This is a genomic window from Anaerobacillus alkalidiazotrophicus (assembly GCF_001866055.1).
Map to the genome: position 1 here is coordinate 491,158 of NZ_MLQS01000017.1, position 13,823 is coordinate 504,980.

Annotated in this window: 8 protein-coding genes; 6 read left to right on the plus strand and 2 right to left on the minus strand. The window is 33.6% G+C overall.

From position 1 onward, the window contains the following. Positions 1–180: 180 nt before the first annotated feature. Both BKP45_RS12575 and BKP45_RS12580 read left to right on the plus strand, forming a co-directional pair. Positions 181–3,129 (plus strand): PD-(D/E)XK nuclease family protein, encoded by a 2,949-nt coding sequence (locus tag BKP45_RS12575; RefSeq protein WP_071390011.1) that lies wholly within the window; start codon positions 181–183, stop codon positions 3,127–3,129. Beyond that, a complete protein-coding gene (locus tag BKP45_RS12580; RefSeq protein WP_071390012.1) occupies positions 3,126–6,578 on the plus strand; it encodes a UvrD-helicase domain-containing protein in 3,453 nt (1,150 codons plus the stop codon). Before BKP45_RS12575 ends, BKP45_RS12580 begins: the two co-directional genes overlap by 4 nt. Before the next feature lie 156 nt (positions 6,579–6,734). Here BKP45_RS12580 and ald read toward each other — a convergent pair whose 3' ends face one another. Then, positions 6,735–7,859, minus strand: coding sequence for an alanine dehydrogenase (gene ald, locus BKP45_RS12585; RefSeq protein WP_071390013.1), 1,125 nt, complete (start codon positions 7,857–7,859; stop codon positions 6,735–6,737). 257 nt (positions 7,860–8,116) lie between these two features. Further along, a complete protein-coding gene (locus BKP45_RS12590; RefSeq protein WP_071311107.1) occupies positions 8,117–8,329 on the minus strand; it encodes a KTSC domain-containing protein in 213 nt (70 codons plus the stop codon). Between the two features lie 297 nt (positions 8,330–8,626). On the opposite strand from BKP45_RS12590, the gene BKP45_RS12595 reads away from it, so the two are divergent. The 4 genes from BKP45_RS12595 to yidC all read left to right on the plus strand — a co-directional run bounded on the left by BKP45_RS12595 (position 8,627) and on the right by yidC (position 13,758). Then, entirely contained in the window at positions 8,627–10,387 is a 1,761-nt protein-coding gene (locus tag BKP45_RS12595; RefSeq protein ID WP_071390014.1) for a globin-coupled sensor protein, read from the plus strand. A gap of 22 nt (positions 10,388–10,409) precedes the next feature. Next, positions 10,410–12,182, plus strand: a complete 1,773-nt coding sequence (locus tag BKP45_RS12600) for an EAL domain-containing protein (RefSeq protein ID WP_071390015.1) — start codon at positions 10,410–10,412, stop codon at positions 12,180–12,182. 120 nt (positions 12,183–12,302) lie between these two features. After that, a complete protein-coding gene (locus BKP45_RS12605) occupies positions 12,303–12,590 on the plus strand; it encodes a hypothetical protein (protein WP_071390016.1) in 288 nt (95 codons plus the stop codon). A 373-nt stretch (positions 12,591–12,963) separates the two neighbouring features. Continuing rightward, the gene (yidC, locus tag BKP45_RS12610; protein WP_071390017.1) at positions 12,964–13,758 is read left to right on the plus strand and encodes a membrane protein insertase YidC; all 795 of its coding nucleotides are present in this window, start codon (positions 12,964–12,966) and stop codon (positions 13,756–13,758) included. Positions 13,759–13,823: the final 65 nt, after the last annotated feature.

The window sequence follows — 13,823 nt, forward strand, 5'->3', positions numbered from 1 at the left end:
TAGGTGCAGACGCTAGACAACTTTCTAACTTCAGAAAAAATATATTTTCTTATCTCTAAAAAGAAACGTACGTTCTTTAATTTTGGTATAATTAAGTATAGGAGAAATAGAAATATAATTTTAAACATTTGGAAATTATTAGTATAATGAGTTTGGACATGAATGAAAAGGAGTGAGAAAATGCTAGTAGTTAAATATTCAGATTTAAAAGATGTAGCTAAAACAGATCGACTTACGAAAAGTTTTCAAAGACAAAAAGAAGTAGGGAAACCTATTTATTACATACTACCTTCTAATAAATGGCTTCAGGCTGCACGTAAACGCAAGGCTGGCATGGCCTTTAAAACGTTTGATGATCTCGCTGATTTATTATTAAAAAAAGCCAATATTAAGTATTTTCCTGTGTCAGAAAGTGAACGAACGATTTTTTTTCAAGAATTGATGTCAAATGATAAAAACCGTTTTTTAAATAATCCTCAAGAATTACGACATAAGGCCAAAGCCATCGCCGAGACATATGGTCAGTTAAAACGTATTGGGTTAACTTTAGAAAATCTACCTACTCAATTTAGACAAATGGAACCGATTTTTAGAGAATATGAGACAGAATGGGTGAAGAAGAAACGTCTATTAGACCCTGAGCATCGTATTCATGAAGCGGTTTCATTACCAATGAATCAAGAATTAAACCTAGGTGGAATTGTCATTGATGGTTATCTTGATTTTAGTACACTGCAATATATGGTGATTGCTTATTTTGTCTCATTGGGTATAGACATTACAGTGTATCTTCCTAGAATACAAGGAGCAGAAATTGTTGAAGGTACTGAAAAACAGCTTAAAAAACTAGGCTTTACTGTAGATAAAGAAGAAATTAGGCAAATTATGATAACTAAGTCAAATGTAGAGGTGAAATCAGCCACAACTATGGAAGAAGAAATTTACGGTGTATTACATGAAATTTCTGAAAAAAGCCAGGTAACACCACTTACTGATATAGGGATTGTACTCGCCGACGAAAGCGGTTATCAAGAAAAGCTGATTAAAGCAGCTGAAAAAAAGCAGATCCCGTTAAAGGTACCAGTTAAGAAAAAGGTTAAAGATACACAGTTTATTCAGTTTATTTACAAATCTTTATTAAAGCACAATGGAAGATTTATAAACCGATGGGATACCCTTGATCTAGTAGATACGATGCTTAGACTTCATTTCTATAAAAGTATAAATTATATGAACAAAAAGAAAAATTATATCGAAATTGGATTTTTACCAGAAGATGAAAAAAAACAAGTAGAAGCATTTATAAATTTTCGAAAAACAATTCCTAAAAAAACTAGTGTTATAACGTACTTATCTTCATTAAAGGAATTATTGGTTAATAGTGACTTTACATGTTCTTGGAAAAAACAAATCCTTGAAGAAAAAAACACAGAGAAACTTCTGCAAATTCGCCTTGAGTGGAAGGCGTATGATTATCTTGTCATGCTAGTGACTAGAAAAATCGAAATGTTAAAACAACAAGGTCTCGAAGATTTACAAGTTCATTATCATATTTTTGTTGATTGGCTTTATGAAGGGATTCAAGGTGGAAGTATTTTCGTAGAAAGAACTCCAGTTACTGGAATTCAACTTTATTCATTTAGAGATGTAGGGTTATTCGAAGGAAAAAGTCTATATGTTTTAGGAATGAATGAAGGTACATTTCCAAAAGGCCACAAACTGTCGGGTTATTTTCAAGAAAGCGATTTAAAAAATCTCCCTGTTCCGTATGCTAGCCCAACAAAAAAGTTATTTCGACAAAAGGATGACACCTTTTTCAAACAGTTATTTGAGTTAGCTGATGAACTATCTTTTTCATATGTTGTAGGAGTTGATCCACATAACCCGATATTACCTTCGGGGTACCTTGAAGCGTGGAAGGATCAAATTCAGGATCGAAAATATAGTGCCGCAAATCGTTATACTGAGAAGGTGAGTGACTCTCAAAATGATTATGAGGAAAAAATGGCCTACCATGTTGGGGTAGGAAAATTAGTCCACCATCTTCCAGAATCATTAGAACGAATGGTTGCAAAATTAAGTGAGCTTGAGGGTGGGATAGAAAAAGTGTCCCCTTATTGGGAAGAAAGATTAAAACGAGACAAGCTTTCTGTTACAATGCTTGAAAGCTATGCCATGTGTCCTTTTAAATATGCTCTTGAGAGAATATTAAAAATTAAGGAGCCTGTGGAAAAACAAACGATACTTGATTTTCGTGATGTAGGTTCAATGTTACATGACATTATTGAAAAATTTTATAAGCAATTAAACTTAATTGGAAAACCATTTTCTGCTTTTACTGAGGAGATGAAGGAAACAGCTGAGACGTTTTTACTAGATATATTTGAAGAAGAGTGGTCTATTGTCGAAGCAAATCATCTAGACTTCTCGAAGCTTCAGCTTTCAATTGAAAAAGAAGAATGGTTGAAAAAATTAAAAAAATGGTGGCTTGCTGAAAGACACCACTTTTGGGAAAATAAGCAACTTCAATCGATGCACTTATTTCGTTTAGAAGAAGCAGTTGAACTAGATATAAAGCTAGACGATGACACAACCATTACAATGTCAGGAAAAGTCGATCGGGTCGATATTGATGATCATGGTTTTGTTATTTATGACTATAAATCAGGTTTTGCTTCTTTAAACTTTATGAAAGAAGTGCGTCCAGGGTTAAAACTGCAATTACCTCTTTATTTAGTTGCAATGGAAAAGCGCCTTGCAAATGGTCATTATCAAATTGATTTAACGGAATGTTTTGAAAGCCTACCAGAAAATTTAACTGCTCATGGTGCATCTTACATTTCCCTTAGAGAACCATTAAAGCGTGCTGGAAATAGTGTTTGGCGCGAGGAACATTTTCGCAAGAATAGTCCGTTTTCCGTTAATTCTTATGCGACTAAGGAAGAAACGTTGGAAGCAGAAGCTCTACTTGCTAAATATGAGTTGAAACAACGAATAAAAGAACTTTGGCAAGGAAGTAGTCATGACTTCTCAGTAAGGCCTTTAAAATGCATTAGCAGTTGTGCTTATCGACCGGTTTGTCGTGTTACTCAAGATCAAATTGAAGAAGGGGAGGGGGAATTTAAATGAATTTTAACGAAGAGCAAAAAGCCGCTATATATAGTGAAAAACCACTAGTCGTTATTTCTGCTGGGGCTGGTTCTGGTAAAACACGTGTATTGACGGAACGATTTGTATATATATGTGAAGAAAAATTAAAGGAACGTCTTGGTAAGAAAAATAAATCACCGATAGGAGCTACGGTTGAGGAAATTGTAGCCATTACATTTACTGAAAAAGCAGCACGTGAAATGAAGGACCGTATTCGTGGACGTATAGAGGAGATACGCCAAAATGTACATGAACGTTATGATGCGAGTGAACATGAGTTTGCAAGAAATTTCTGGCAGGAACAAAAGGATGCGTTAGATGGCGCCCTTATAACTACATTTCATAGTTTTTGTCACAAACTTCTTGGAGAATATGCGTTTCTTGCAGATGTCCCTCCTAAGTTTACTGTGTTAGATGATGTTGGGGCTAAGTTGATTCAAATTGACATATTTGATGAAATGTTTGATTCGCCAGAGTATCATCGTAAATGGCGACCGCTGTACAACTTTTATACTCGTGGACAACTGAAAGAAGCTATTAAAGCAGTGTATAGTCAGATGAAGGAAATCATTACTTCAGTAGAGTCTATCGAATCATTTTTCGATTCCGAAACCATTGTAAAGCTTCAGTTACAATCGATAGAAAGTGATCGTAAATTTGTATTAACGAATTTTTATAAAGAAGCACGCCCGCATGTGATGGAACTTGATGACAGTGATAAGGCCTCAAAGAAAATTACGGAACACTTTTCTGAAGTAACCGATCTTTCGTTTGAAAATCCAGCTGTTCTATATGAGGCATTAGAAGAAGCACTTCCGAAAAAAGTAAATAAAAAATGGCAAGAAACAAATCCACCATTATATGATTTGTTTGAGTATTTATATAAACCTTTAAAAGAGACGTGGAAAAAATTAAAAGGACCATCAAGTGTTGACATTAAAGAGATTAAAGAAATTATTAACCTTTTTGTCCAAGTGCTTCAAGTGTTCCACGAAAAGTATGATGAGGCGAAACGAGAACGAGCAGCAATGGATTTTTCTGATCTACAGCAAAAGGCAATTACTCTTTTAGAAAAGAAAGAAGTTCAGGATGATTGCCGAAAGAAGTATCGTCATATGATGATTGATGAAGCCCAAGACACGAACCAACTGCAAATGAATATGTTAACGTTTATCCAACCGAAATATAGATTTATAGTTGGTGATGGAAAGCAGTCTATTTACCGATTTCGTGGAGCAGATGTTAGCTTGATGAATGAACTTGTAGATTTCTCAAAGAAAGATCTTAATAGCGATTTTATAAATATGAGTACGAACTATCGTACATGTGAGAGTATTATTGACTTTGTAAACATTGCGTTTAATGAAATAATGGGGGCAGAAAAGTCAGAATTGGACCCGTTGTATAAAATTCATTACACGAATATTAATAGTCATCGCAACGGGATAGAAGAACAAAAATGTCGTGTTGAACTTATAACAATCCCTAAAAAAGATGAACCAAAAGAAGGCATAGAAGGTCAAGCAGAGCAACCGGATGATGAACAATCAGAATTTGAAGTTATTGCGAACCGTATGCTTGAAATAATGGAAGAAGGCCAATCAATTGTCTCTGACAAAGACGCTTGGCGAACGCCTTCTTGGAGCGATTTCGCTATCTTAATACAAACAAGAACAAAGTTATCAAAATTAGAGCGTTCGTTAAAGCAAAAGGGAATTCCATATGTAGTTTATGGTGGGATCGGCTTTTATGAAAAACAAGAAATTCGAGATATGCTTACCCTTCTCAATTGGTTAAATAGACCGTGGGAATCGCTTTATATATTATCGTTACTAAGAAGCCCGCTTTTTGGTGTTTCGGTTGAAGACTTCTTATCGATTGATGAGTGTTTAGAGGAAGATATTCCTTTGGCGACCTTTATATACGAAGGGTTATTTGATAACGATGTAAATATCGGTGAAGAGCTTAAGAGCACATTAACTAAGCTTAAACAGTTTTATGAAGATTGGGTTCCTTATCGTCCTCAAGTTTCAACCCGCGAATATTTTGAAGATCTTTTCTTGAAATCGGGCTTAAAAAAAATGTTATTATTACAAAAAAATAATTTGCAACAAATTAAAAATGTTGAAAAACTGATCGATGTTTTAGCTCAGTTTCAAACAGCTTCTTTAGATGAATTGTTAAAACAAGTGAAACAATTAGCAGACTTATCGGATAAAGAAGGTGAAGCAGAAGTAGAGTTAGCAGAAGGAAATATGGTCCATATTATGACTGTACATGCTTCTAAAGGGTTAGAATTTCCAATTGTCTTTTTACCAGATTTAGCTAAAGGTCCAAGAGGAGATTCAGGAAATATCCGTTTTGATAAAGATGTAAGGATCGTTTTACAGTATGAGAAGGAAAAAGAAAATGAACCATTAAAAAAACCTGATAAAAAATATTCTCCATCATTTGAAAGAATTAAAGAAAAGACAAAGGATCAAGCGATTGAAGAATCAAAGCGATTATTTTATGTTGCTACTACTAGGGCAAAAGATTATCTAGTATTGTCTACAGTGGATAAACCGACTAAAGACTCATGGTATGACATGCTACTTAAGGCGATGGAACAAAACACGAGTTTAGAAAATCGTATAAAGCAAACTTCTAATGTACCTGACTATGAAGAGTGGCAAGAAAAAGGGCAAGAATATGAACCACCGCTAATTCAAAACAGAAATAAGGTACTACCTAGTTTTTCAGTTTCAGAAATCATGACATATATGAATGACCCGATAAAATATTATTATAAATACATTGTGAAAATTGAAGATGAGTGGTTAGTTGAACAGGAGGAATTACCGAAGTTTGTAGAAGAAAAAGAATTTGTCTCAGGTGCAAAACTTGGTACGATTGTTCACCGCGCATGTGAACTTTTAGATAACGGATACTCTCTTGAAGAAGCACAGGAAGAAGCGCTAGCTTTACTCGAAGAAGAACAAGAGCTAGGTGATTACGAACAAGCAGTAAGTGACCTAGTAACCAAATATCAGGCACTTAATGAGTTAAGTCTAGGAAGTAACTATGCTAATGAATGGGCGTTTATTGTTGAGATAGAAGGTGCACAAATTATAGGGGAAATAGATAAGATTGTTGAAAAAAACGGAAAATTTCACCTTATTGACTTAAAAACGAATAAAAGTAATAACGTTGAAAAGTTGGTTTCATATTATTCACCTCAGCTATATTTGTATAAGATGGCATTTGAAAAACTAACTCGTCTAAACGTTAGTGAGTTGTCATTATTTTTTATGCGTGAAGGATTAGAAGGTTTTTCAAGTATTGAAATTGACAAAACAATGGAAGAGCGTATTAGGGAGATAATTAAAGAAATGTCTCATTTAAAAATGACCCTTGCTGCAAAAGATAGTTATGAAAGAATCGGGTGACAAAGCATTTGTAGGTCGCCGAAAACGAACTGTTAAATTAGTAAGAGAAATTTACAAAAGGTTTTGCCAATATGATGGCAAAACCTTCATTTTTTCGTAAAGTGACTAGAGAGTATGAAGTTTTGAAGGGAGAGCTTTCTAGCTTAAGCCTTAATACTATATTCTATAATGTAAGGCTTCTGAAACGGGTACATAATCGTAACCTAAGTCTTTAGCAACAGCTTCATAAGTAATGGAACCATTTGCAACGGTCACACCTAATTCTAATGCTTTATTTTGGACTACTGCAGCAAACACCCCATTATTTGCAATTTGAAGAGCGTACCCTATCGTTACATTTGTTAAAGCGATTGTTGAAGTGCGAGGTACTGCACCTGGCATATTTGCAACAGCATAATGAACAATACCATGTTTCTCATAAGTAGGATCGCTATGTGTAGTAATACGATCAACAGTTTCGAAAATTCCACCTTGGTCAATCGCAACATCAACAATAACTGAGCCTGGTGACATTGTTTTAACCATTTCTTCAGTCACCAACTTAGGTGCTTTAGCACCCGTTATTAAAACGGCTCCGATCACTAGGTCACTTTCACGAACGGTATCAGCAATGTTTAATGGATTTGACATTAATGTATTAATACTAGATCCAAAAATATCATCTAAATAGCGTAAACGTTCTGGACTTAAATCAATAATAGTTACATCTGCTCCTAAGCCGACTGCAAGTTTAGCGGCATTTGTACCTACAACACCACCACCAATAATGGTAACTTTTGCCCGCTTTACACCTGGAACACCAGCTAGTAAGATGCCTTTTCCTCCTTTAGGTTTTTCTAAAAATTGAGCACCAATTTGCGAAGCCATCCGCCCTGCTACTTCACTCATCGGAGTTAGTAATGGCAAAGTCTTGTTTACTTCAACTGTTTCATAAGCTATCGCAATAACACCTTTACTAGTTAATGCTTTGGCAAGAGCAGGTTCAGCTGCTAAATGTAAATAGGTAAATAAAATGAGACCTTCACGAAAATATTCGTATTCACTGGCTAAAGGTTCTTTAACTTTCATAATCATTTCAGCTTTTGACCAAACGTCAGCTGCATTATCAAGAATTGTTGCACCTGCATCGATATATGCTTCATTTGTAAAGCCACTTCCAACCCCTGCATTTGTTTCAATTAGTATCTTATGACCAGAATTCACTAGGGTAATTACGCCGCCTGGGGTAATAGCAACACGATTTTCATTGTTTTTTTTCTCTTTTGGTATACCAATTATCATTGTTAATCCCTCTTTTTCCTCTTATTTGAGTGAATTTCATATCCAGTTAATCATATAGAAGTGTATTATGAAATTTATTAAAATATATAAGTATAGTATAATTTGTATCTATTTATCGAAACAATGAATATTCATTATGACGGAAGAAAATCTAACAGAAAAAAACTGAGCTTGAATGCGACATCAAGTTCAGTTTTTACTAAATACTATAATTTTTTTGAAATACCTTTTGGTAAATTCAAAGGGCTGCTTTTCTTTTAATGTAGTTTCCTTTTATCATATTTTATAGTAAGGCGATCTCTAACATATTTACTATGATCACTTGTAGATAAGAACCCTACATAATCAATTGGAATAACGTCATAATATACATAGTAATCACCATTAGTAAACCGAATGTACAATTGATGTGTAACATCATCATATGATGCAGACTTAATATCCTCTGAATTGATATTTGTTGTTTCCATACTCCAAACTCCCTCCAAATATTAGTGTATTTATATTAAAGTATTCCCAATGAAACAATAAGGAAACACTTTTTCATACATTTAAGTGACAAGAAATATTAGGAGAAAACACCTACTTTCAAAAAAGCTATTTAAAGAAAGCTTGAAGTCTTGCTTTCTAGGGAAATAACCTTGTAAACAATTGAAGTTTTAAAAAATTTCATGATAAATTAACGAACTATTCACTTGAAACTTTCATATATAAGGCTACAATGATAGTGGAAGTAATCTTAGATTTAAGTAGTAGGGGGGATTTCGATGTTTTTTACGAAAAGAATAAATGTGGAGAAAAAGGTTCAACCCTTAAATGATACAGATATTCAATCAACAGATCGAATGCAAAATAAGTTGTCATATTTACAGCTAAATAATAAAGACTTAGAAATTATTAAAAAGCTTGATTACTTATTTGATAAATACTGTGAAGATATAACGGAAAGACATTATGAAATGGTGGGGAGATTTGCAAATTTACAAAATATCATCGATCAACATAGTACAAGGGAGAGATTGTCAAATACCTTTATTAAATATTTACAGTCCATTCCAAGGTCAGAAATTAATGAAGAATATATTTCAGGGCGAGTAAAAATTGGAGATATACATAGTAAGATTCGGTTAACACCAGAGTTTTACACTGGCTCTTACATACGTGTATATGAGTATCTTATACCCTCTATTATTTCTGAATTTGGAAACTCTCCTGAACAATTATCTGAACTATTATTAAGCCTAATAAAGTTTATTACGTTAGATTCACAAATAGTACTTGAATCTTACCAAGAAGGAAATGATTATAAAGTTGTTTCTAATATAAGTTCTGTCATGGAATTAATAACAAAAATTAATAAAATGAAGGATCTATTAGCTGTTGTTGATAGTACAATTGCAGAAGCAGAAGCAGTAGCGGCTGCAGCCGAGGAGCTTTCCTCTTCGGTAGAGGAAGTCGCCAATAATGCAATAAATGTATCGGAAAATGCTGAAGAAACAATTCTTCAAGCTAATAACGGTCAAAAAGTAATTGAAGAGTCATTAAAAGGTTTCCTTTCTATGACAGAAGATTTTAGTGAAACAAAGGAGAAAATTAATAATCTCCTTAAAGAAATTCAAAATGTTACTACTGTCGTTTCATTTATACGTGATGTATCGGAACAGACGAATTTATTAGCTTTAAATGCCTCTATAGAAGCAGCTAGAGCCGGGGAACATGGAAAAGGGTTTGCAGTTGTAGCAAATGAAGTTCGTAAACTTTCTGAGCAAACGAATACGTCGGTTCAAAAAATTACATCTACGATAGAAAAGATTCAAGCTGAGGCAAATGAAGTAGATCAAAATTCTGATCGAATGTCTACGCAACTTGGTGTGCGAGTTAACAAAACAAGAGATGCTATTGATGTTCTAGATCAAATTATCACAAGAATAGAAGATGTAGGTGGAGCAACTTCAAATATCGCTGCAATTGCAGAGGAACAGTCTGCTGCTACTCAGGATATTACTTCAAGAATAAACGAAGTGTTACAGCATGTTGATGAAATAAGGACAGCTACAAAAGAAACGGGTAGTACGATTTACGATGCAAGCTATAAAGTTAATGAATTACGAAAAGAAGTATTAAAATCAATTCCACGACTTAGTGGTGAAAATTTATTACGAGTAATGAAAACTGAATATGAAACGTGGAAATGGTGGATATATAATACGATGATCGAATTCCATGATTTAAGTGAGGGAGACATCGCTCGTAGACAAGAGAGTCGTTTATCAACTTGGTTTACTACCATAAAAAATGATCCACTGATTCAATCTCAATCCGTTTTCACAACGGCAGAAAAATTGCACAATGATATATTTACTTTAGCTAATGATGCGTTAGGAGCTATGAAACGAGGTCATTTTTCTGAAATTAGTCAAATACTAGAACAACTAGACACAAAAACTGAAGCTATTAAAGAGTGTTTAGACGAACTAAGTCTAGGTGTAGCTGAAAGAAAAACAGGTAAGAGGCATCAACATAGCTAGATGCTAACTATTTGGAGGCCGTATGAACATAAGTAGTCAATATAATCATGAAATTGAACGTGAAAAGGATAAGCCTTCTAATGTAAGGTATAAATTAATTGAAATTTTCCGGGAGTTTGAATTGGAGGAAGGACTAGAAGGGGCTATTAAACTAAGACAAATTATTGATAGCCTCTGCTTTGTCCTAGGGCAAACTGTTACTATTTTTATTACCAACCGAAATGGAAAGATTTTATATTCCAATGATCATCTTCGGTTCTCAACCAAATTAAGAGAGGTTGGTATTATTGAAAATGATGTGATTAATATAGAACAAAAAGTTTTAGGTAGGAATTTGAATGTAGAAGATTTAATTTCTGAAGAAACCATGCATCAAATTTCTGACGAACTTATGTATATACATTCGCATATTTCACCAGTGAGAAGAGATGATGAGGTAAGCCACTTCATCATCGCTTTTCATGATGTAACTCAACTAAGGCGTGCAGAATCACAATTAAATATTATGTATTCAATAGATCCTTTAACTCAATTGCCCAATAGACATTGTTTCGAAGAAGATTTATTAAAAAAACTACAATTAGAAAAGAAAAGTCAAAATCCTTTTGCCCTATTTTTTCTTGATTTAGACCGTTTTAAATTTTTTAATGATACGTTAGGACATCAAGTTGGCGATGAGTTAATTATGGATATTGCAAATAAACTACGAGATATTGAAAATAAGTATATTACTTTGTACCGCTTTGGTGGCGATGAATTTATTTTTCTGATTAAAAAAGTTGATACAGAAGAGCAAATTGATGAGTTAGCTGAGAAAATATTACAAATATTTAAGTCAGCCTTTATTATTCAAGGAAATAGTCTTATGTTAACTTGTAGTATTGGCATCAGTATTTATCCAGATTCAAGTACTAGCCTAAAAAAACTAGTAGAATGTGCGGATACTGCCATGCATTATGCTAAGGAACGAGGGAAAGATACATATCAAATTTTTTCTGAAAATATGAACACTGCTTATTCAGAGAGGTTGAAAATGGAAGCTCAACTTCGCATCGCATTAGAGAAAAATCAATTTTTCCTACATTATCAACCCCAAATTGATATGAAAACGAATAAGATCATTGGAGTAGAAGCATTAGTTCGTTGGAATAATCCTGAATTAGGCATTGTCGCTCCTAATGAATTTATTCCACTCGCTGAAGAAATAGGTCTTATTGATCCGATAGGAGACTGGGTTTTGAAGACAGCATGTCAACAAGTGAAAAATTGGCAGAAGGAATTAGGTTTATATATTAGAGTGGGAATTAATATTTCACCGAAACAATTTCAACGCCCTGATTTTGTTAGCAAAGTAGAAAGAGTATTACAGGAAACTGGATTAGCGCCTAACTATGTTGATTTGGAAATTACTGAAAATGGATTAATGCAAAATAGCGCAGATTGTTTGCAAACATTATATCGTTTAAAAAGCCACGGTGTAAAAATATCAATCGATGACTTTGGGACAGGTTATTCTTCCTTAAGTTACTTAAAGCGGTTTCCAATTGATACTTTGAAAATAGATCAATCGTTCGTTAGAGATTTAATCGAAGATACAAATGATCAAGCAATTGTTACTTCAATAATTAGTTTAGCGCACAATATGAAACTGAATGTAATTGCAGAAGGTGTAGAAACTGTCGAAATTGTTAATTTCTTAAATCGTCATAAATGTGATGAAATGCAAGGCTACTTATATAGTAAACCTCTAAATCCACATGATTTTGAAAGCTTTCTAAAAAAAATGAAGCAATAAGTAATCAGACTACTAAAAATCCGAAAAATGCACTTAGGAATGTAAGGTACACCTGTATGGAATTTGATTTACTGGAAAAAATAAACTAAGTAGTAAATGAGGATAAAGGTGGGAACAAAAGTGAAACGTTTTTCATTAAGTATTGCAGCATTTTTATTCATTGCATGGATTGCAGCTCTCTTATTAAACATTGATATTTATCGGAAGGCAAATATAGAATTAAATATATTTGGACCGATTTTAGACGCGGTCTTACTCATGCTCATTGGGTTAGTTATTTTTGTTTTAGTAGCCATTTCTAGTGAGAATGTAGAAACCCCTAAAAAATGGGTAAACACTAGTTTGTTTTTATTAGGTTTAGGTGCAATATTTTTCATTTCATTTTTTTACATCGTAACGTTTTATTAATAGTCAATACTGTAGTGTAAGTGGTACAATGTACTCGTTCCTTTTATTATTTTTTAGCTAACAGGAGGTGAGAATTGGTGGAATTTCCTTTTGATTTATCTATAATTTGGCTTTCTATATTGCTTTCTATTATTTTTGTTGTAGCTTTCGTCTTTCGTTGTAACTGTTATCCGCCTTTAAAGAAGCAACAATCTTTTGGAAAAGTAAATAAACATATATTTAAAACAAATACATCTGATACCTTTTTATTTGAAAGACTTCATATTGTTTATCGAAAGATCCCTACTAAAGAAACTAGTAGTAATTCAATAGATGAAGAGCATTGTTTTCCTTGTCTTAAATTATATTTCAATTACAGAGGAGGACATAAAAGATGGGGAAAAATCTCCAATTGCTCACATCTAAATATAGAAAAGGTAGTTTATTTCTCGTATTAATTATAACATTGGTTTCACTTACAGGTTGTGGTATGAATGCTGGTCCAATAACAGTGGATAGCCCTGGTGTTTTTAATCATTATCTTGTTTATCCATTTTCTTGGTTACTTTTGAAAACTGCAGTGGTTTTTGGTAATAGTTTTGGCTTTTCAATTATTGCTGTAACGATACTAATCAGATTTATGTTATTACCGTTAATGATTAAGCAATCAAAGAATATGAAGGCTATGCGTTTAATTCAACCAAAACTAAATGAATTAAAAGAAAAGTATTCAGGTAAAGATGAAAAAAACCAAAGAAAGCTTCAAGAAGAAACAATGATGCTTTTTAAAGCTGAAGGTGTTAATCCAATCGGAAGTGGTTGTTTACCACTACTAATTCAAATGCCAATTATGCTTGCCTTCTATTATGCGATTATGCGTACAGAAGAGCTGGCTCGCCATTCATTTCTTTGGTTTGATTTGGGAGCACCTGATCCACTATATATTTTACCTATGCTTGCGGCGATAACAACATTTATCCAATTAAAAGTGACCGCTGCTCAAAATCCTGTTAATACTCAAATGGCTATAGTAAATAATATTATGCCAGCTATGATTTTAGTTTTTGCGATAAGTCTTCCATCTGCTCTTTCGTTATATTGGGTTATTGGTGGAATTTTTGGTATTGCTCAAGCCTATTTCTTAAATATTGATAGATCACAAATCAAACAAGAAACAGCAAATAGTTAATGAAACTATAGCGTTGACTGGGGTGGTTGGTTAAGATGTGACTTACGTTACATTTTAGCTAATCG

What these genes read in the sequence shown, in the direction of transcription:
- BKP45_RS12575 (WP_071390011.1), top strand. Translation starts at nt 181, where the DNA reads ATGCTAGTAGTTAAATATTCAGATTTAAAAGATGTAGCTAAAACAGAT.
- BKP45_RS12580 (WP_071390012.1), top strand. Translation starts at nt 3,126, where the DNA reads ATGAATTTTAACGAAGAGCAAAAAGCCGCTATATATAGTGAAAAACCA.
- ald (WP_071390013.1), bottom strand. Translation starts at nt 7,859, where the DNA reads ATGATAATTGGTATACCAAAAGAGAAAAAAAACAATGAAAATCGTGTT.
- BKP45_RS12590 (WP_071311107.1), bottom strand. Translation starts at nt 8,329, where the DNA reads ATGGAAACAACAAATATCAATTCAGAGGATATTAAGTCTGCATCATAT.
- BKP45_RS12595 (WP_071390014.1), top strand. Translation starts at nt 8,627, where the DNA reads ATGTTTTTTACGAAAAGAATAAATGTGGAGAAAAAGGTTCAACCCTTA.
- BKP45_RS12600 (WP_071390015.1), top strand. Translation starts at nt 10,410, where the DNA reads ATGAACATAAGTAGTCAATATAATCATGAAATTGAACGTGAAAAGGAT.
- yidC (WP_071390017.1), top strand. Translation starts at nt 12,964, where the DNA reads ATGGGGAAAAATCTCCAATTGCTCACATCTAAATATAGAAAAGGTAGT.